19 protein-coding genes and 1 pseudogene are annotated in these 18576 nt (G+C 68.8%); 7 read left to right on the top strand and 13 right to left on the bottom strand.

What is annotated here, in order from left to right; translation table 11 throughout:
* Nucleotides 1-231 precede the first annotated feature (231 nt).
* The 4 genes from IRT45_RS17475 to IRT45_RS17460 all read right to left on the bottom strand — a co-directional run bounded on the left by IRT45_RS17475 (nucleotide 232) and on the right by IRT45_RS17460 (nucleotide 2138).
* A complete protein-coding gene (locus IRT45_RS17475) occupies nucleotides 232-381 on the bottom strand; it encodes a hypothetical protein (protein WP_194806914.1) in 150 nt (49 codons plus the stop codon).
* A 69-nt stretch (nucleotides 382-450) separates the two neighbouring features.
* Nucleotides 451-1032 carry a carboxymuconolactone decarboxylase family protein gene (locus tag IRT45_RS17470; RefSeq protein ID WP_194806913.1) on the bottom strand — a complete coding sequence of 194 codons (582 nt, stop codon included), beginning with the start codon at nucleotides 1030-1032 and terminating at the stop codon, nucleotides 451-453.
* Nucleotides 1032-1343 carry a hypothetical protein gene (locus IRT45_RS17465; RefSeq protein ID WP_228534515.1) on the bottom strand — a complete coding sequence of 104 codons (312 nt, stop codon included), beginning with the start codon at nucleotides 1341-1343 and terminating at the stop codon, nucleotides 1032-1034. The genes IRT45_RS17470 and IRT45_RS17465 overlap by 1 nt, the downstream gene beginning before the upstream one ends.
* 114 nt (nucleotides 1344-1457) lie before the next feature.
* Entirely contained in the window at nucleotides 1458-2138 is a 681-nt protein-coding gene (locus IRT45_RS17460) for a TetR/AcrR family transcriptional regulator (RefSeq protein ID WP_194806984.1), read from the bottom strand.
* 163 nt (nucleotides 2139-2301) lie between these two features.
* On the opposite strand from IRT45_RS17460, the pseudogene IRT45_RS36960 reads away from it, so the two are divergent.
* A pseudogene (locus IRT45_RS36960) lies at nucleotides 2302-2739 on the top strand (LLM class flavin-dependent oxidoreductase); the annotation flags it as partial.
* 148 nt (nucleotides 2740-2887) lie between these two features.
* Here the strand turns inward: IRT45_RS36960 and IRT45_RS17450 are convergent.
* Nucleotides 2888-3244 carry a hypothetical protein gene (locus IRT45_RS17450; protein WP_194806997.1) on the bottom strand — a complete coding sequence of 119 codons (357 nt, stop codon included), beginning with the start codon at nucleotides 3242-3244 and terminating at the stop codon, nucleotides 2888-2890.
* A gap of 331 nt (nucleotides 3245-3575) precedes the next feature.
* Here IRT45_RS17450 and IRT45_RS17445 point away from each other — a divergent pair, with 331 nt between their 5' ends.
* Nucleotides 3576-4112, top strand: a complete 537-nt coding sequence (locus IRT45_RS17445; protein WP_194806912.1) for a hypothetical protein — start codon at nucleotides 3576-3578, stop codon at nucleotides 4110-4112.
* Between the two features lie 10 nt (nucleotides 4113-4122).
* Here IRT45_RS17445 and IRT45_RS17440 read toward each other — a convergent pair whose 3' ends face one another.
* Both IRT45_RS17440 and IRT45_RS17435 read right to left on the bottom strand, forming a co-directional pair.
* Entirely contained in the window at nucleotides 4123-5559 is a 1437-nt protein-coding gene (locus IRT45_RS17440; protein ID WP_375540115.1) for a glyceraldehyde-3-phosphate dehydrogenase, read from the bottom strand.
* A 178-nt stretch (nucleotides 5560-5737) separates the two neighbouring features.
* Entirely contained in the window at nucleotides 5738-6193 is a 456-nt protein-coding gene (locus tag IRT45_RS17435) for a GAF domain-containing protein (RefSeq protein ID WP_194806910.1), read from the bottom strand.
* 342 nt (nucleotides 6194-6535) lie between these two features.
* On the opposite strand from IRT45_RS17435, the gene IRT45_RS17430 reads away from it, so the two are divergent.
* Nucleotides 6536-6784 carry a hypothetical protein gene (locus IRT45_RS17430; protein WP_194806909.1) on the top strand — a complete coding sequence of 83 codons (249 nt, stop codon included), beginning with the start codon at nucleotides 6536-6538 and terminating at the stop codon, nucleotides 6782-6784.
* A 6-nt stretch (nucleotides 6785-6790) separates the two neighbouring features.
* Here the strand turns inward: IRT45_RS17430 and IRT45_RS17425 are convergent, their stop codons facing one another.
* The gene (locus IRT45_RS17425) at nucleotides 6791-7291 is read right to left on the bottom strand and encodes a GAF domain-containing protein (RefSeq protein WP_194806908.1); all 501 of its coding nucleotides are present in this window, start codon (nucleotides 7289-7291) and stop codon (nucleotides 6791-6793) included.
* Nucleotides 7292-7433: 142 nt separating this feature from the next.
* Between IRT45_RS17425 and IRT45_RS17420 the strand changes: the two genes are divergently transcribed.
* Complete coding sequence (locus IRT45_RS17420; protein ID WP_194806907.1) at nucleotides 7434-7805, top strand: nuclear transport factor 2 family protein; 372 nt, start codon at nucleotides 7434-7436, stop codon at nucleotides 7803-7805.
* A gap of 10 nt (nucleotides 7806-7815) precedes the next feature.
* Here the strand turns inward: IRT45_RS17420 and IRT45_RS17415 are convergent, their stop codons facing one another.
* Both IRT45_RS17415 and IRT45_RS17410 read right to left on the bottom strand, forming a co-directional pair.
* Complete coding sequence (locus tag IRT45_RS17415) at nucleotides 7816-8808, bottom strand: LLM class F420-dependent oxidoreductase (protein ID WP_194806906.1); 993 nt, start codon at nucleotides 8806-8808, stop codon at nucleotides 7816-7818.
* A 353-nt stretch (nucleotides 8809-9161) separates the two neighbouring features.
* A complete protein-coding gene (locus tag IRT45_RS17410) occupies nucleotides 9162-9947 on the bottom strand; it encodes an alpha/beta fold hydrolase (protein WP_194806905.1) in 786 nt (261 codons plus the stop codon).
* A 63-nt stretch (nucleotides 9948-10010) separates the two neighbouring features.
* On the opposite strand from IRT45_RS17410, the gene IRT45_RS17405 reads away from it, so the two are divergent.
* Nucleotides 10011-11033, top strand: coding sequence for an RNA polymerase subunit sigma-70 (locus tag IRT45_RS17405; protein WP_309241022.1), 1023 nt, complete (start codon nucleotides 10011-10013; stop codon nucleotides 11031-11033).
* A gap of 38 nt (nucleotides 11034-11071) precedes the next feature.
* Nucleotides 11072-11674 carry a maleylpyruvate isomerase family mycothiol-dependent enzyme gene (locus IRT45_RS17400; RefSeq protein WP_194806904.1) on the top strand — a complete coding sequence of 201 codons (603 nt, stop codon included), beginning with the start codon at nucleotides 11072-11074 and terminating at the stop codon, nucleotides 11672-11674.
* Between the two features lie 15 nt (nucleotides 11675-11689).
* On the opposite strand, the gene IRT45_RS17395 is transcribed toward IRT45_RS17400, so the two are convergent.
* Nucleotides 11690-12544, bottom strand: coding sequence for a DUF5995 family protein (locus IRT45_RS17395; RefSeq protein ID WP_309241021.1), 855 nt, complete (start codon nucleotides 12542-12544; stop codon nucleotides 11690-11692).
* Between the two features lie 110 nt (nucleotides 12545-12654).
* On the opposite strand from IRT45_RS17395, the gene IRT45_RS36955 reads away from it, so the two are divergent.
* Nucleotides 12655-12849 carry a hypothetical protein gene (locus IRT45_RS36955; RefSeq protein ID WP_228534513.1) on the top strand — a complete coding sequence of 65 codons (195 nt, stop codon included), beginning with the start codon at nucleotides 12655-12657 and terminating at the stop codon, nucleotides 12847-12849.
* A gap of 4 nt (nucleotides 12850-12853) precedes the next feature.
* Here IRT45_RS36955 and IRT45_RS17385 read toward each other — a convergent pair whose 3' ends face one another.
* Both IRT45_RS17385 and IRT45_RS17380 read right to left on the bottom strand, forming a co-directional pair.
* Nucleotides 12854-13645 (bottom strand): FkbM family methyltransferase, encoded by a 792-nt coding sequence (locus IRT45_RS17385; protein ID WP_194806902.1) that lies wholly within the window; start codon nucleotides 13643-13645, stop codon nucleotides 12854-12856.
* Nucleotides 13639-18564, bottom strand: a complete 4926-nt coding sequence (locus tag IRT45_RS17380; protein WP_309241020.1) for a non-ribosomal peptide synthetase — start codon at nucleotides 18562-18564, stop codon at nucleotides 13639-13641. Before IRT45_RS17380 ends, IRT45_RS17385 begins: the two co-directional genes overlap by 7 nt.
* Nucleotides 18565-18576 lie beyond the last annotated feature (12 nt).

Here is an 18576-nt window from a genome sequence, read left to right as displayed (position 1 = left end):
TCGGTCGATGGGTACTCCGCGCCCGAATCGACCATCCACGATCGACGCTCCGGCGCTTTCGTTCCGGCACAAGGGTTGTCGCAGCCGCTACTTCCGCACTAGCCGGCACCCTTGCGAGCTAGTAGACAACTTACCAAATCTGTCTACCCATTGCGAGAACTTGTTCTAGATTTCCGCCACAGCGTAGCGCCGAGCGATCACCGGAGCTGTGCGGTTCGGCACGATCGGCGATCAGCGCATGCCGTCTCCGGCGAGCAGATGGAACGCGGTGGTACCGGTTGCGCCGAAGTTGTTGTCCGACAACAGGATCAAGGAACTGGCGCCGCCGGGCGGGTCCGGCCGTACCGGCTCCCCGAGGCGGCCGTCCGAATCGATCGACAACCGCGGCGTGCAGGCGCGCCGGCCCCTGCTCGCCGCGGTAGCGGTGGGTCCGGCCGCAGCGGGGTGGTCCTACCGGTAGCCCCGCTTCAACAGGTATTTCGCCCCCGCGCCGAAACCCTCCGGACTCAGCACGTCGAATCCGAAGGCGTCGGCGAGCCGGTTGGTCGTGTTGAAGGCGGCGCACACCGCGAACGCGTCCTCTACCTGGTGCGGCGACACCCCGGCGGACAGCACTTTCCGGACATCGTCGGCGGTGATCTCCCCGACCCGGGTCAGCTTGCCCAGCAGTAGCAGCGTCTCGCGCAGGCCCGCACCGATCGGCGCGGATTCCGGATCCTTCAGCACCGCACGAACTTTCGCGTCGTCGGCATAGGCTCGCCCCGCGGTCGCGCTGTGCGCACCGATGCAGAATGCGGAGGCGTTGACCTTCGACACGTACGCCGCCATCAGCTCCCGGTCGGCGACCGACCACTCGGAGGGGCCGCGCATCGCCGCGTGGGTGAACGCCTTCGCTCGCGTGCCGTAGAAGTCGGGCCGGTAGAACACCAGCTTCGCGGCGTCGGGCAGCGGCTGACCGGAGAACAATCGAACGGCCCTGAACAGCAGTTTGGTTCCGGGACGATAGTCGTGGTTCAAGACGGCCGGTCGCATCAGCCAGGCTCCCCGGTCGCTTCGGCGAGCGCGGCGAGTCCCGCGTCGTACTGGCGTGCGGACTGTCCGACCGCGGCCGCGATCACCAGTTCGACGAGTTCGTCCTCGCCGAACCCGGAGTCCCGCGCGGCCGCGAAGTCGGCATCGGTCACCTCGATCGGCCGGGTCGCCACCTTGTCGACCAGTTCACGCACCGGGGCCGGACCTGCGTTTCCGAAGGCTTGCGCCCGCTGTTCCCGCGGCGTTCTGCCGTCACCGTCGAGCACCCGATCCACCAGATCCTGGAATACCGCGCGTTTGTCCTGCGCCATCTCGCCTCCTCACAGCCGGTTCCCGACGCGAGCCGTGACGGCAGCCGCCACGGACACGAATGTACCTCCGGAAGCCGGGCCCGCATCCTCCGCCGGCGAAATCGGGCCGCGAGTTCAGTCCCCCTCGCGGAGCAGGCGGTCGAGCCCCCCGGAGAGAAAGGCGACCTGATCCTCGTAGAAGGCGGTCAGCACATCGGTGGGCAAGGGATCGGGGTGGGCGTGCCAGTCCCCCGCGCGCGCGAGCGCCTGCAGGAATCCCATGAGGGCGATGGCCCAGCGCGATTCCAGGCGGGCGGGATCGGCCTCGGGGAAGGTCCGGCGCAACTGGACGTGCAGGTGCTCGCGCAGGTTCTCCTCCACCGCACGCAGGGCGGGATGGTCGCGCGCCGAGACCTGGGTGACGATTCTGACCCACCGCATACCGCGGGTGCGGTGCCGCAGGAGCAGATCGCGGTACGGCTCGGTGACGGCCCGCACCACCTCCTCGGTGGTCGGCGCCTCGTCCCGTGCGGCGAGCCGGTCGGCATTGACGCGAATGCTGTCGCGCACCGCGGCGCCGAGATCCAGCAGCACCGCCGCGATCAGGTCGTCCTTGGTGCCGAAGTGATAGTTGACCGACGCCGGTCCCAGACCCGCGGCCGCGTTCACCGCACGCACCGACACCGCGTCGACCCCGTGCGCGGCGAACAGACGCTCGGCCGTCTTGACGAGCCGGCCGCGGGTCGCATTGCCCTGACGGTTGGGCGCTGGTGCGGACGCGAGATCACCTCCGTACTGGTTCGATCGATCCGATATTCCGGCAGACCCTATCTCATATGCACATGTAAAGCATTGGGGTGCAGAATTTCTCGAGCCATCTCGATCACCGAGACAGGAACTTTTTGGATCAAGTGATCCATGTCAAGCAGGACACAGCGCGGTGAAGCAGATCACAGACGCGCCGTTCGAAGGAGACTCCGTGCACCCGTCCGAATCCTTACGATTCGGGGCTTTCCTCGCCCCGTACCATCCACTGAACGCCGACCCCGCCCTGCAGTTGCGGCGCGATATCGATCTGATGGAACACCTCGACCATCTCGGATTCGACGAGGCATGGATGGGTGAACACCATTCGACCGGCGCCGAAATCGTGCCCGCGCCCGACGTTTTCATCGCGGCCGCGGCCGAACGGACGCAGCGGCTGCGCTTCGGCACCGGCGTGGTGTCGTTGCCCTACGATCACCCGCTCGTCACCGTCGACCGCATCACCCAACTCGATCTGCAGACCCGGGGGCGGCTGATCTTCGGCACCGGACCGGGCAAGATCCCGCTCGACGCGCACATGATGGGCATCGCCCCCTCCGACCAGCGCCGGCGCCAGGGCGAAGCGCTCGAGGCGATCCTGGCACTGCTGCGCGGCGACGTGGTGAACATGTCCACCGATCGCGCACGTCAAGGATCTGATCGCACCGTTCAAGGTGCCCAAGAGCATTCGCTTCACCGAAGCGCTCCCCCGCAACCAGAGCGGAAACTACTCAAACGCGAACTGCGCGAACCGAGCTCGATCACCAAGGACCGATGACATGCTCGAGCAGGGCCAGCGCGAACGCGCCCACCACCGCCAGCCCGAACCCCGCCGCGGTGGCGAGCGCCAGCGCACGCCCCAACCGCCGGCCGTGCGCGCGCACGATCATCAGTCCCACCGCACCACCGAGCACGGCCAGCAGGATGCCCCCGCCCATCACGAGATAGAACACCGCGGCCAGCGCCGCGTTCACCGCCTCGCGCAGTCCTTCGGCGTACTCACCGAACGGAATCGGAAACCGATACACGCTCGCCACCATCGCCGCGGCGATCGGTGCGGTGAGCACGGCCGCCAGCGCACCCCACAGCACGCCCACCCACAGGGCCACCCCGGTCACGCGCGGCTCCCCCGCCGGACCGCCGTCGCCGAACCGCATATCTGACCTCGCGTTCCACCTGTCGCCCGGTACCTCGCGCACGCGCCGAACCCGAATGCCCGGCTCCGCCAGAGCAAACCAGACGAACGTGCCGCACGGCCGGCGGGGCCGGTACTGGGCACAACCGTACGTCCGCTGTTTCCGGGCGCCCGAATCGGGCGGTCGACGCGGCGGCCGATCGATGGTCCGGGTGATCACCGATGTCCTAGGGTTGTTCGCGGCGGCCCACCTGCCCCACCCGTGATCGACCCGAGGCCGCGCCCCGCATCGGACGATCGGAAACGGGAGACATATGGACGGCAGCCGCAACGCACTGCTCCACGGTCCCCTGTTCTCCCGCCGGAATCCGCTGGACCGCAGCAATGCCGCGAGCCGGATCAGTGCCTACGTCTACGGCAACATCCTCATTCTCGCCGCGTTGATCCCGGTGACCACCACCGCGGAGCACGTCGGAATCCTGGTGGTCATCGGCACCGCGCTGTCGACCTTCGTCGCGCACGCCTTCGCCGAGGGCGTCGGCCAGGCCGTGCGGGAGAACCGCGCACTGACGCCGCGGCAGCGGTGGGAGGAGCTGCGCGATTCGGTGCCGATCCTCAGCTCCGCGGTACTGCCGTCGATCATTCTGGCGTGCGCCGCCTTCGACTGGCTCGCACCCCGCACCGCACAGATCCTCGCCGAGGTGGCGATGCTCATCCGCATCGGCGGCATCGTCTTCGTGATCGAACGGCTCAAAGGCGCCCGGCCCGGCCGCTCGACCATCCTCACCGCACTGCTGCTGACCGCCGTCGCGACGACGGTGGTCGTGGTCAAGATCGTCCTGACCCACTGATCGGGCTCGGCTACCCCGCCTCGGCCCCGGCCAGTGCGCGCACATCGGCGGCGTCCTGCGACCGGTCCGCGAACCGCGGATAGGTCGGGTACTCGATACCCGAGATGTACTGCACCGTCCGGACCACCTGTGACGAATAGCCGAATTCGTTGTCGTACCAGCAGTACAGGATCGCGGTGTCGCCCTCCACGATGGTGGCGTTGGCGTCGATGATCGAGGCCGCGCGCGAGCCGATGAAATCGCTGGACACCACATCGGTGGCGGCGGTGTAGTCGAGATTGCGGCTCAGCGGGCCGGCGAGCGACACCTGCCGCAGATATTCGAGCACCTCGGATTTCGTCGTCTCCCGCTCGAGCTGCAGGTTCAGGATGGCGACGGAGACGTCCGGGGTGGGTACGCGGATCGAGTTGCCGGTGATCTTGGCCTTGAAATCCGGCATCGCCTTGGCGACGGCGGAGGCGGCGCCGGTTTCGGTGAGGACCAGGTTGAACGGCGCGGAGCGGCCGCGGCGGTCCGCCTTGTGATAGTTGTCCAGCAGGTTCTGGTCGTTGGTGAACGAGTGCACGGTCTCCACGTGGCCGCGGGTGATGCCGAATTCGTCGTCCATGGCCTTGAGCGGCGGCACGATCGCGTTGGTGGTGCAGGAGGCGCACGAGAAGATCCGCTGGTTCAGATCCAGATCGCGGTGGTTGACGCCGTGCACGATATTCGGGACGTCGCCCTTACCGGGCGCGGTGAGGACCACCTTCGCGATGCCGGGACGCAGATGCTGCGACAGCCCGTCGCGATCGCGCCACTTGCCGGTGTTGTCGATCAGGATCGCGTCGGAGATTCCGTATTCGGTGTAGTCGATCGTCGTCGGGTCGTCGCTGTAGATGAACTTGACGACATTGCCGTTGGCGATGATCGTGTCGTTGTCGGCGTCGACCTTGATGGTGCCGTTGAAGTGCCCGTGTACCGAATCCCGGCGCAGCAGCGACGCCCGCTTGGCCAGATCACCGTCACCGCCGCGGCGAACCACGACCGCCCGCAGGTTCAGTCCGTTGCCGGAGCCGACCTTCTCGATCAGCAGACGGGTCACCAGCCGGCCGATCCGGCCGAAGCCGTACAGCACGACATCGCGCGGACCCGGCGACTGTGCCTTGTTGCCGCCGATCACCTCGGCCAGGACCACCTCGGTGAACTCGCGCACCGACAACCCGCGATCGTCGGCGCGATAGGCCACGACCAGCTGGCCCAGATCGATCTTGCACGGGCCGAGGTCCAGTTCGTCCAGGACCCGCAGGAACGGCAGCGTCTCGTCCACCGACAGCTCTTCGCCCTCGATCTGGCGCGCGAACCGGTGCGTCCGCAGAATGCTGATCACCGACCGGTTCACCAGCGACCGGCTGTGCAGCAGCACCGTCACACCCTTCGCCCGATACAACGTGCCGATGATGGGGATCATCGTCTCCGCGGCGGCTTCCTGGGCGTTCCAGCGGTCAAGTTGTTCGGTAGTCAACGCAGGTCCTCGGTTTCCTCGACGGGTACGCCACGTCGATGCTAATGAGGGCCTGGATTTCACCGACGGGGGATCCCCGGCGGTGAGATTTCGGTGTGGCGGCGCCCACACCACCGTGCCGGCGTCACTCCCGCCGCAGCCGCGGTGGGTTCCGGCGGCGGATCTGCAACAGGTCGGTGGCACAGCGGCACACCGGATGCAGAGCATCGGCGAGTTCCTCGGTGAGGACGTTCGCCGCGGGAGTGTAGACGCTCAGCACTCCGACCACCGCACCGTCGTCGTCGGATAGCGGCTGGCACCGCACCGCCTGCACTCCCCACAACCGCAGTTCCGCGCCACACCCCGGCCATCGGGAATTGTCGGCGAGATCGGTGATCACGATCGGCACGCCGGTCGCGGCGGCTTCGCGAGCGGGACTGTCGGGGTGCAGCAGCTGCGCCTCCTCGACCATGCGCGCGCGGTGCGTCGTCGCCGCGACGATCTCGAGTACGGTTCCGCCGTGCGCGGTGACCCCCGCCATCGGCGACCCCGGCAGGGCACGCAGCAGCGCGGCGACTCCGGCCGCCGAGACAGGCGACACACCAGTGCGACCGGGCGGGTCACTCTGCATAACGGACCTCGATCCGACGCGACGAGTCAACTTCACAGGCGGCATACCGAACCCGGCAAAACCGGGCCGAGCGATGACGACCAGTCTTCGAGTGCCCCGCTGCCCGTCGCGGCAAACCTCGTCCGGGCACGCCGGATTCGGCGCGTCGGCACGCGCAGGCCGAATGTCCGCCCGGTACAAGGCGTTTGCGTCATTGCGCCGAGTACGCGAGGTCACCGTTTCGCGGCGCGCCGCCGGGGTACCCATCGACAATCCGCACTCGGAACGATTTCCTCACCGGCCGAGGGCCCGTCACCACAGGAGGTGTGCTGTATGGACGATCTCCAGCGCAGAGTGCTGACCGCGCTGACATCCGCGCGGCGCGGGCTGAAGACCGCGGACGCACGCCTGCTGGAGCGTCGAATCGTGGGTCTGCGCGCGGAAGTCGACGCCGCCGGCTATCCCCGGCCCCAGCACCTACGCCTCGCGGCGTCGTGCGCGGAGGCACTGGCGGCGGCCAGGTGGACATTGGGGCGGCCGAATCCGCAAGCCTTCCGACCGGCGATGCGGGCTGCCTCGTAGCCCTGCTCAGCCCCGGTCGTCCGTGATCAGCGAGTCGAGATAGATCGACGCGATCTCCTCGAGTCCCCGCTGATCGACCGGACCGAATCTGTCGAGTTCGGGACTGTCCAGATCGAAGACGCCGATCACGGTGTCTTCGCTGATCAACGGCACCACCAGTTCGGACCTGCTCGCCGGATCACAGGCGATATGGTCGGGCACCGCGTGTACGTCGGCGACACGTTGCGTCTGCCGGGTTCGCGCCGCCGCACCGCACACGCCTCGGTCCAGCGCGATGCGTACGCAGGCCGGGCGGCCCTGGAACGGGCCGACCACCAGTTCATTCCCGTCGAAGAAATAGAATCCCACCCAGTTCAGTCCTGGAAGACCGTGATAGACCAGCGCGGAAAGGTTGGCGGCGTTGGCAATCCGATCGTGTTCACCCGCCACGAGCGAACGGGCGGATGTCGCGAGCTCCCGATAGCGCTGTTCGTCCGCGTGGTCGTCGCGGATGCCAGCGGCGCTCATGCCGCACCTTCGTAGTTCACGAGTAGATGTTCCTCTCTCGACAGTCGCGGTAATTCGAACGTCCCAGGCGGGCCGATCCCTTCTGTCCCGGCAGGCGGGATCGGCAGGCGGCGCGGCGCCGGATCCGTGTTCTCGTTGTCCCATGGCTTCAGCGGAACGGATTCGAGCAGCGGTGCATCGGTATCTCGAGGCGGTGGGCTCGGGATCCGCCGCCGAGGTGGCGGCATGTTACAGCGAGGACGCCACCGTGGAGGATCCGTTCGGCTCGCCGCCGCACGTCGGCCGGGCCGCGATCGAAAAGTTCTACGGCGCATTGGATTCCGCGCATATGCGAACCGAGCTGCTCGACCTGCGGATCGCGGGCGGCGCGGCGGCGTTCCGGTTCCGGGTGGTGACCGAGACCGGCTCTCGCACCACGACGATCGAACCGATCGATGTGATGACCTTCGACGAGGACGCGCACATCACCGGTATGCGAGCGTTCTGGTCACCGGAGGACGTGCGCGTCGACTGAGTGCCGTGGGTCATCGCAGTGCGGGAATCACCTCGCGCTCGAACAACTCCACCCCGGACAGGTCGTAGGCCGACTCGGGGAAGTTGTGAATCGCGTAGGAGAGGCCGAGATCGCGGACCCGGGACAAGTTTTCGACGATCTGTTCCGGTGTGCCGACCGCCGGCGAATCGGCGGAGAGATTGGTGACCCAGTCCTTGGCGGCATCCGCGCCGAGCGCGGGGGTCAGCCGTGAGGTGAGCGCGTCCAGCCGTTCCCGCACCTCCGCCTCGGTGGCGCCGATCACGGTGTTGAAGTTGGAGCTGCGGGTGATCGCGTCGAAATCGGTTCCGACGGCGGCGCAATGGTCGCGCAGCAGCTGGGATTTGTGGGTGAAGGTTTCGGGATCGCCAGCGAAGTTGGTGTACTGCGCGTATTGCGCGGCGATGCGCAATGTGACCTTCTCACCCCCGCCCGCGACCCAGATCGGAATGCCGCCCTCCTGAAGCGGCAACGGATACACCCGGGCGCCGTCGACCTGGTAGTACTTGCCGTCCAGGGTGGCGGTGCCGGTGGTCCACGCCTGGCGGAAGATCTGCACCCCCTCGTCGAGGCGGCCCAAACGTTCACCCGCGGAAGGGAATCCGTATCCGTAGGCGCGCCACTCGTGCTCGTACCAGCCGCCGCCGATCCCCATCTCGACCCGTCCGCCCGATACGAGATCCACGGTCGCGGCGACCTTGGCGAGGTAGGCCGGATTCCGGTAGCTGATCGCCGTGCACATCTGCCCGAGCCGGATGCGCGTCGTGGTGGCGGCGAAGGCCGACATGAGCGTCCACGCCTCGTGTGTCGCTTCCTCGGTGGGAACCGGCACGGTGTGGAAATGGTCGTAGACCCACAGCGATTCCCAGACTTCCGTGGCGTCGGCTCGCTGCGCCAGATCCCGCATCACACCCCACTGCGCCCCCGGTTCGATGCCGACCAGGTCCAGTCGCCAGCCCTGGGGAATGAAGATGCCGAAACGCACGCCGCGCCTCCTCGTCGAGAGAACAGATCCGGCGGTCACTCTTCCCACCGATGCGCCTGGAGGCAAGAGTTCGGCGCTCGGCGCGCCGAACTTGTCCGCGGCCCGGATGGGTGCCGGACCCGGCGAATCCGGAATCGGTTCACCGGGTCGGCGGGGACGTCGTCAGAGCAAAGCGTCGATCAGGTTGAGGAGGATCGATCCGAGACCGGAGGCCAAAGCTCCGACAACCGCGATGATTCCGCTGATCACAGCGTTCCTTTCTCCCAGCGTTTCGTTGGCAAACCACGATGTATTCGATGTCGGCGTTCATGTCGGATTGGTCCGACCTGCGCCTGTGTCGGCGCAGGTGGTCGTCACGATCGATCGCCGGCGCGCGCCACGCGGGTGAGCCACTCGGCCAGCAGGGCGCGCAGCAGTTCCGGTTGCTCATGTGGGAGGGCGTGTCCGGTCTCGTCTACCACGGCGAGTGACGCGTGCGGGCAGCGCTCGAACAGGTCGGTCGCCGCCGCGTAACCGACCGTCGAATCCAGGCGCCCGGCCACGATCGTGGTCGGCCCCGGATAGGGCGGTATGCCGTCCGAGCTCAGCTGCCACCGCTCACCGATGCGCCGCGCCGCGGCCCGATCGACCAGCTCCGCGGCGGGGGCGACGACCCGTTCGTAGCGGTCGAGCATGGCCGGGGTCTGGACGACGAAGTAGCCGCGGAAATCGTCGTCGCCGAGATCGCCCGGCCCGGCCACGACGCGATGGGCGGGAATGTCGCGCACTCCCGGCAACAGCGGGCAGACCAACGCCAGACCGGCCACCCGGGTGGCGCGCCGCGCGGCCATCGCCTGCGCGTAGTACCCGCCCGCCGAGTGGCCGACGAGCAGGAAATCACCGCCGGTGACCGCGTCCGCGAAGCGCGACAGCGCGTCGAGTACATCGTCCGCGCCGCACAGGGTGCCGGGTGCGGCGGTATGTCCCGCACCGGGCAGGTCGGGGTAGATCCGCCGCAACCCGGCGACATCGCCGAGAACCGGTTCGAAGCACGCCTCGGCCTCGCGGTGATCGACACCGGCGCCGTGCAGCACCACCACCGGACGGCCCGTGCCGTGCTCCACGTAGTGAAAAACCACCTCGCCCGCGCGCAGCTCCATGCCCCGCAAGCTACCCGGCCGGTCCGGCTGTCATCGGTGACATGGAGGTGCGAGCATGGGGCGGTGAGTGTGTCCGCGAGTGAACCGCTGTCGGAGTCCGAGGTGCCGGAGTCCGGCGTTTCGAAGTCCGAGGCACTCGAAGCGCTGCGGATTCCGCTGACCGGCTACTGCTACCGGATGCTCGGATCGTCGGCCGATGCCGACGACGCGGCGCAGGAGACGCTGATCCGCGCCTACACCCGGTTCGACCGCTTCGACCCCGAGCGCGGCCGGCTCTCGACGTGGGTGCATGCCATCGCCACCAATGTCTGCCTGGACATGCTGCGCTCGGCGCGCCGCCGGATGCTGGTGTGGGAAGGCCCGGTATCCACCGGTTTCGATCCGGACGCGGTGGTGCCCGCCGATCGGTGGCTCGACCCGGTCGCGGACGCACGGGTGCTCGACCCGGCCGACCGCGTCGTCCGCCGCGAGTCGGTGCGGTTGGCCTTCGTCGCGGCACTACAGCATCTGCCGCCACGCCAGCGGGCGGTGCTGGTCCTGCGCGAGGTGCTGGCGTTCAGTGCCGCCGAAACCGCGACCATGCTCGAGGTCAGCCCGGCCGCGGTCAACAGCGCCCTGCAACGCGCGCGTACCACCCTGGCCGCGGTCCGGCCCTCCGCCACCGATCCGCTCGATCCCGACGATCCGGACGACCGGGACCTGGTCCGGCGCTATGTCGCGGCCTTCGAGAACCATGACGTCGACGGTCTCGCCGCGCTGCTGTGCGAGGACGCCGAATCCGGTATGCCGCCGTTCGCCTGGCGACTGAGCGGGCGCGACCTCATCGTCTCGGTCTTCGCGGCGGGCGACGCGTGCGCCGACGATCGGCTGCTACCGGTGCGGATGAACGGTTCTGTCGGATTCGGTCAGTACCGCCCCGACACCGACGGTGTGCTGCGCCCCTTCGCCCTGCTCGCGATCCAGGCCAGGTCGGGGCTGATAGCGCGGCAGGTGACCTACCTGGGCAGTGGTGATCGGTTCGCCGAATTCGGGCTTCCGCCGATTTTCCGGGCGCGCACCGATGAATTCTCGCCGTCGGGTTCGTAGCAGAGGTGACCACTCCCTACGACCGAAACGACGGAGTCATGACCTCGACCGACACCGACACCACCGTCCTGCGCGAGCACACCGTGGCCGAACGCCGACGCCTCGCGGACCTGCTCGCCGGGCTGACGCCGGAGCAGTGGGCCGCGCCCTCGCTGTGCGAGGGCTGGCGAGTCCGTGAGGTGCTCGCCCATATGACGATGCCCTACCGCGCATCCACGTGGTCGTTCGCGCGCGGGCTGGCCGGTGCGCGCTTCTCGTTCCACCGCTACGCCGACCGGGCCGCGCGTGCCGACACCGCGCGGATGAGCGATGCGGAGCTGCTCGCGTCGCTGCGCGACAACGTCGAACACCCGTGGCGTCCGCCGGGCGGTGGTGTGGTGGGCGCGCTGAGCCACGACGTGATCCACGGCCTGGACATCACCGAACCTCTCGGGTTGCCGCCCGCCCCGCCGGAACGGATCGCCCTCGTGCTCGACCAGGCGAGCCCGAAGTCGCTGCGCTACTTCGGCGTCGACCTGACCGGCCGGCAACTGCGGGCGACCGACGCATCGGTCACGCTGGGGTCGGGGACGCCGATCACGATGTGCGCCAAGGACATTCTGCTCACCGTCACCGGCCGCCGCCCGCTGCCGGCCGACTGACGGCGCGCGCCGTGCTCACAGGCCGCCGAGGCGTGCGAGCACGGCGAAGGCCGCATCGTCGGCCGACCACAGGGCGTTGATCTCCGCGCGCGTGGCCTCGGCGGTGGCGGGGTTCTGCAGCGCCAGCCCGTTGGTCCAGACCACCACGTTGTAGCCCAGGTCGGCGACCTCGAGCAACGGCCCGGTGGCCACGCCCCGGCCGAACAGCCGATCGAGTCCTTCGCCGACGAAGTAGAAGCGCCACAGCGGCCCGAGGTCGGCGTCGTAGACCTGCTGGGTGCGATCGACGATCAGATCGCCGCTGCGGGCGATGGCGTCGACGATGTGGAAGAAGTCCGGCGCGTTCTCGGGTTTGCTGCCGACCGCGGCGACCGCATAGGCGAGATCGACCGTCAGGTGCGCGTTGTACCCGGCCATCGCGACCCGCGCGGGCGACTGGTCGCATTGCCCGGCCAGCTGGAAGTACCAGGCCCAGTGGGGCTCCGGCGTGCCGTCGGTGAACTCGGCGTGCAGGTTCACCAGGAACCGGCGCAGCAGTTCGTAACTGATCGCGTGAGCGTATTCCGGATCGACGAACGCGGTGGGATCGTGCTGCAACGGCAGTACCGGGTCCTGCTCCACGGCGTCGAGCCCCACATCGAACAGGCCGCGCCAATCATGATGAGAGATAAGGATTTCCGTGATCCGATGATTGCGCGCCACCGCCTCGTCGAATCGGTCGAGGGTGGACCCGGCGCCGATGGTCGTGGTGTCCGACAGCTCGGCAACGGTCCGGATCTCCGCGGGCGACAGCGGTGTGCCGCACCGGGTGCCGGCCACGGCCTCGGCCTGCGGCGCGGCCGTGATCAGAGTCGAAAAAGCAAGAGCCACAACGATCGACGCGACACGGAGCATACGGTGACCATCCTGTCCGGTGACGTACGGCGGGTTGCGGATACGGTACTGCTGTTCGGCCGGAGACGGTGTGAGCGGCGTCGGCGATGTCGCCCGTTCGCGCTCACGAGCGACTGTCCCCCTCGGCGGAGGGACCCGGGCGCACGCATGCCCCGGGGGCCGAACAGGATGAGCAGTTCCTCGGCGACAGGGTGATCGACTGGCAGGCGACATTCGGGGCCGCACCGGACGACGGCGTGGCCGCGGTGGTCGCCCTGATCGACGGCGCGACCGGGTGCTGAGAATTCACCGATCGATGCGCGGCCGGACGGCGAAGACCTCGTACATTTCGGTGCCGATCAGACGCGGGTCCTGGCGGGTCTGCGCCGACATGCCCTGCCGCGTGAGCAGCTCGCACACCTCGCGCAGACGGCCGTCGCGATCGTGGACCTCGGCGACGACGACGTGGATGCGCCGCCAGTCCGCGGCGGTGATGCCGAGCAGCACATCCCATTCCGCGCGTTCGACGTCGACTTTGAGCAAGCCGATCTCGCATCCGCGGCAGTGCTGGTCCAGGATCGACGACACGGTGGTGACTCCGACCTCCAGTCGCACGCCGTCGTGCAACCCCTGCGTGATGACCGCGATGGCGCTGTCGTCCAGCCCGTTGTTGCGCAGATAGGTGGCGGTCGCTTCGTCGTCGGCCGCGCGATCGGCGAAGAATCCGGAATTCGCCGTCGCGCGCGGATACCAGGTGAACGGCCGGGTCCCCGGCGTGGCACCGACCGCGGTCCGCAGCGATATCCCGCCGGGAACATGCGCCGCGATATTGCGGTCCAGGCATCGGAAGGTCATCGGCACCGGTTCGACCGCGATGACGCGGGTGCCGGGGCAGGTGTCGGCGAACATCATCGCGCTCAGGCCGATATTGGCGCCGATGTCGAGCACGACCTGGCCGGGACTGAGGAATTCGGCCGCGCGCCGGTAGAACCCGTCGGCCGCGGTCGTTTCCCCCCACAGCATTCTGGCCTCGGCGGGGCTGGTGCAGGTCACCGTTCTGCCGTCATCGAGTCGCACGTGTTGCAGAGTGGTCAGCATTGTTCCATAAACCTTTCGAGGACGGGGCCGACGACGGCCAGTGTTCGGGGATGGCTCATTTCGAGATGGCGGGCATCGACCACAACGTTGTGAACACCGTCGGCATAGGGCTGCCAGGTGCGTGCGAGAGCATCCGGGTCCCGATGGTCCTGCCCCGCGGTGAACAGGACCAGATCCCCGTCGAAAACATCGGGCCGGTGTGCGGCGGAGATATCGCCCGCCGTGCGGAAACTTTTCATGACCCGATCGGTCTGTTCGGCGCTGAACAGACCGGTGGCGATCACCTGCCCCCGGATGACGTCCCACGCTTGTTCGTGGGTGCTCACCTCGAGCTCGTCACCGAGGTCGAACAGTTCCCGCCAGCCGCCGAGCAGGTCGGCCATCAACTGCACGGGTGCGGCTTCACCGGCGGCGGACGACTGCGCCGGCACGTCCGCCGCACTGTCGAGCAGGGCCACGACGCCGACCCGGGCGCCGTCGCGGCGCAGCCGGACCGCCACCGCGTGCGCGATCTGCCCGCCGAGCGACCACCCCAGCAGGTGGTAGGGCCCGTCGGGCTGTACCCGGCGAATCTCGCTCACATAGCGGGCGGCCAATTCGTCGACGGAGGCCGCGGCGGGTTCGCCGGACACCACGTGCGGATCCTGGAGACCGTAGACCGGCCGATCCGGATGCAGATGTTCGACGAGCCCGCCGTAGAACCACGCCAGGCCACCCGCCGGATGCACGGCGAACACGCCCGGCGCGGATCCGTTCGCGCGCAACGGAAGCAGCACGTTCGAGCCGGAGACATCGTCGTTTCCGTCGACTCGGCGGGCCAGCGCCCGCGGTGTCGCGTCCTCGAACATCCACGGCAATTCGATCGTCACACCGCGCGTCCGCAACTCGGTCACCGCCATGGTGGCCAGCAGCGAGTTGCCGCCCAGGTCGAAGAAGCCATCGGTCGCTCCGACCCGCGTCGCGCCCAGGATCTGCTCGTACACCTCGACGATGACCTTCTCGGTGTGCGTGCGTGGCGCCACGAATTGCTGCACGGCCGCGTCGACAACGGGTGCGGGCAAGGCTTTTCGGTCCAGTTTGCCGTTGATCGTCAGCGGCAGATCATCGAGCACCATCACCATCGAGGGCACCATGTAACCGGTCAGCACCTCGGCGGCGGCCGCCCGCACCTGCCCCGGATCGAGACGCTGTCCGTCGGCGGCGACCACGTATCCGATCAGCTGGTCGACCTCGCGCTCGTGACGATGTACGGCCGCGGCGGCCCGCGCGACCGACGGATGCCGCAGCAATGCCGACTCGACCTCCCCCAGCTCGATCCGGTACCCGCGCAGCTGAACCTGGGCGTCACCGCGACCCGCATAGGCCAGTTCCAGGCCGCCGCCGGTCTCACGCCAGCGGCCGAGGTCACCGGTGCGATACAGCCGGCCGCCGTCCGGGTCGAACGGATTCGCCACGAAACGACCGGCCGTCTGCGCGGGCGCTCGCAGGTATCCGCGCGCGAGTTGTCCTCCGGCGACGTATATTTCGCCGCGCACTCCGATCGGGACCGGACGCAGCCGATGGTCGAGCAGGTAGACCCGCAGCCCCGGGAGCGGCGCCCCGATCCGGTCCGCTTCCGGACCGTGCACCTCGGCGAAGGTCACATGCACCGTGGTCTCGGTGATCCCGTACATGTTGACCGATCGCGGCGCGCCGGCCCCGTGGGCGGCGAACCACCCCGACAGCCGCGACGCATCCAGGGCCTCGCCGCCGAACACGACGTAGCGAAGCGCGAGATCGCCCCACGCACAGCCGGTTTCGCGATATCTGCGTTCGGCATCGGCGAAGCCGTAGAAGGCCGACGGCGTTTGGCTCAGGATCGTGACGCCTTCGCGCGCCACCAGTTCCACCAGCGCGTCGGGCGAGCGGGCCGTGTCGTGGTCGACGACGATCACCATGCCGCCGGTCAGCAGCGCGCCCCACATCTCCCACACCGCGAAATCGAATGCGTAGGAGTGGGACATCGTCCACACGTCGCCGGGGTGGACGTCGAATCGTTCGGCGGCGTGGGTCAGCAGCGTCACGGCGTCGCGGTGGGTGACGGCCACGCCCTTGGGAGTGCCGGTCGATCCGGAGGTGTAGATGACGTAGGCCAGGTTGTCCGGCCGCGCGGCCACCGGCGCCCGCGCGCTACCGGCGTCGAACTCGGTCTCCGCGTCGTCGATCGACACGATCGGCGTCGCACATCTCGGCACCTGCGCGGCTATATCGGCCGAGGTCAGTATCACGACGGGATGTGCGTCGTCGATGATGAAGCGCAGGCGGCGCGGCGGATTCGCGGTGTCCAGCGGCAGATATCCCGCGCCCGCGCGCACGACGGCGAGCAGGCCGACGATCAGATCGACCGACCGCGGCAGCGCCACCGCCACCAGCGTTTCCGGTCGTGCCCCGTGCGCGGCGAGACGGGCGGCGAGCCGGGTCGCGCGTCGATCCAGCTCCGCATAGGTGAGCTGTGTCGTACCGTCGCTCACCGCGATCGCGTCGGGCTGTGCCGCGACGCGGGCGGACAGCAGCTCGGGCAGGGTCGGCTCCGCCACCGCGGCACCGTCGGTCCCGGCGGCGGCCAGTATCCGGCGGCGCTCGCCGGGCTCGACGATATCGATATCGCCCACCGCGACAGCGGGATTCGCTGTCGCCTGCTCGAGAATGCGGACGAGCGCCTGGGTGAATCGCCGCATCGACTCTTCGACGTACAGGTCGGTGGCGAAGGTGAGGCGGCCGGCCATTCCGCCCGGCCGGCCGTCGACTCCGGGACGCGGGACGAGTTTGACATTGAGATCCGCGCGCGCCCGATCGAAGACCTCTTCGATCGGTTCGACGGTGAGGCCCGGCAACTCCAGCGTGGCGGCACTGAGATCCTGCACGTCCAGCGTCACCTGGTACAGCGGCATGTGCGCGGTCGAGCGCCGCGGATTCAGCTCCTCCACGATCTCTTCGAAGGGCACGTCGGCGTGCGCGAAGGCCGCCAGATCCGTGTTCCGGACCGCGGCGAGCAGTTCCTCGAACGCCTGCGCCGACGTTACGCGGGTCCGCAACACCAGTGTGTTGACGAACATGCCGATCAGATCGTCGAGTTCGCGGTCACCGCGCCCGGCCACCGGGATGCCGATCGCGATATCGCCGACCGCGGCCAGCTTCGACAGCAGCACCGCCAGCCCGGCGTGCAGCACCATGAACACCGTCGCGTCGGCTGCCCGGGCGAGGGCGTCGATGCGGGCGTGCAGGTCGGCGGACAGCTCGAAATCGAGGGTGCTGCCGTGCATGGACGCCACGGGTGGCCGGGGCCGGTCGGTCGGCAGTTCGAGAAGTTCGGGCAGTCCGGCCAGGGCGCCGGTCCAGAATCGCAGCTGCCGGGAGATCAGCGAGTCCGGGTCCGTTTCGTCGCCGAGCATCTCGCGCTGCCAGAGCGCGTAGTCGGCGTACTGCAGGGTCAGCGGCGGCCAATCGGGTTGTGTCCCTTGCTTACTCGCCGCATAGGCCACCACCACATCCCGCGCCAGCGGAATCATGGACTGTCCGTCGGCGCAGATGTGGTGGACGCCGATCACCAGCACGTGGTCACGGTTGCCGAGGGCGAACAGTTCGGCGCGTAACGGTGCCTCCCGGGTGACGTCGAAACCCGCGGACACCACCGCCGCCGCTCGCTCGAGCAGCTGCCGTTCGTCGGCCGGGATCGGGACCAGCGCGGGCGCGACCTCGTCGGCGCCGATCACGACCTGACAGGGGGCTCCGTCGATCATCGGGAACCGGGTCCGCAGCGATTCATGCCGGTCGACGACCAGCGCGCACGCCCGCCGCAGCGCGTCGACATCGAGCTCACCGCGCAGCCGGACCACCAGCGGGATGTTGTACGCGCCGACCGAGGTGTCGAAGCGGTTGAGGAACCACATCCGTTGTTGTGCGGGTGAGAGCGGGAGCCGGTCCGGGCGGGTCCGCGCGATCGGCCGTGCCGCGACCGCCCAGTCGGCCTCGGCCAGACGCGCGGCCAGTTCGGCGACCGTCGGGGCGTCGAACAGGTCCCGGATGCCGACGTGCACACCCAGGGCCGCGCGCACGCGGGCCACCGCTCGGGTGGCCGACAGCGACGTGCCGCCGAGTTCGAAGAAGTTGTCGGTCGCACCGACGTCGGCGACGCCCAGCACGTCACCGAAGACATCCGCGATCCGTTGTTCGCTGTCGGTGCCGGGGGCGATCCGGCGTCGCCGCACCGCGAAATCCGGTGCCGGCAGCGCCGAGCGGTCCAGTTTGCCGGTCGCCGTCAGCGGGAGCTCGGCGATGCGCAGCACGACATCGGGCACCATGTGCGTGGGCAGTCGGCGGCGGGCGGCTGCGGTGACCTCGTCCGGATCGATCTCGGCGTCGCCGACCAGATATGCGGCCAGCCGCGGGGCACCGCGCTCGTCGGTGCGCACTGCCACCGCCACCCGCTCGACCCCGGGATATTCGGCCAGCACGGCCTCGATCTCGCCGAGTTCTATGCGCTGCCCGCGGATCTTGACCTGGAAGTCACGGCGGCCGAGATATTCCACCGCGTACTCCGGTGTCCAGCGGGCCAGGTCGCCGGTGCGGTACAGGCGAGAACCGTCCGGACCGAAGGGATTGGCGACGAACGCGGTCGCGGTCGCCGCGGGCCGGTTCGCGTAACCGCGAGCCAGCTGCGGGCCAGCCAGGTACAACTCGCCCGCCACGCCGACCGGCACCGGACGCAGCCACGGGTCGAGCACGACGGCCTCCACACCGCGAATCGGGCCGCCGACGGTCACCACCTCACCCGGCGCCAGCGCCGGGCTGATGCCGGCGAAAATGGTGGCCTCGGTCGGTCCGTACCCGTTCAGCAGCCGCCGGCCCGGCGCCCACACCGCGATCAACTCCGGCGTCACCGCCTCCCCGCC

The sequence above is a fragment of the Nocardia sp. BSTN01 genome, from assembly GCF_015354405.1.
Lineage (GTDB): Bacteria > Actinomycetota > Actinomycetes > Mycobacteriales > Mycobacteriaceae > Nocardia.
Note: the sequence above shows the minus strand (reverse complement) of the source record. Positions and strands in the feature narration are given on the sequence as shown.

Coding starts and splice junctions, on each gene's coding strand:
- IRT45_RS36955 (WP_228534513.1), top strand. CDS start 12,655: ATGTCGCCCGTTCGCGCTCACGAGCGACTGTCCCCCTCGGCGGAGGGA.
- IRT45_RS17410 (WP_194806905.1), bottom strand. CDS start 9,947: ATGGAGCTGCGCGCGGGCGAGGTGGTTTTTCACTACGTGGAGCACGGC.
- IRT45_RS17400 (WP_194806904.1), top strand. CDS start 11,072: ATGACCTCGACCGACACCGACACCACCGTCCTGCGCGAGCACACCGTG.
- IRT45_RS17425 (WP_194806908.1), bottom strand. CDS start 7,291: ATGAGCGCCGCTGGCATCCGCGACGACCACGCGGACGAACAGCGCTAT.
- IRT45_RS17445 (WP_194806912.1), top strand. CDS start 3,576: ATGGACGGCAGCCGCAACGCACTGCTCCACGGTCCCCTGTTCTCCCGC.
- IRT45_RS17440 (WP_375540115.1), bottom strand. CDS start 5,559: ATGATCCCCATCATCGGCACGTTGTATCGGGCGAAGGGTGTGACGGTG.
- IRT45_RS17465 (WP_228534515.1), bottom strand. CDS start 1,343: ATGGCGCAGGACAAACGCGCGGTATTCCAGGATCTGGTGGATCGGGTG.
- IRT45_RS17430 (WP_194806909.1), top strand. CDS start 6,536: ATGGACGATCTCCAGCGCAGAGTGCTGACCGCGCTGACATCCGCGCGG.
- IRT45_RS17470 (WP_194806913.1), bottom strand. CDS start 1,032: ATGCGACCGGCCGTCTTGAACCACGACTATCGTCCCGGAACCAAACTG.
- IRT45_RS17420 (WP_194806907.1), top strand. CDS start 7,434: ATGGCTTCAGCGGAACGGATTCGAGCAGCGGTGCATCGGTATCTCGAG.
- IRT45_RS17385 (WP_194806902.1), bottom strand. CDS start 13,645: ATGCTGACCACTCTGCAACACGTGCGACTCGATGACGGCAGAACGGTG.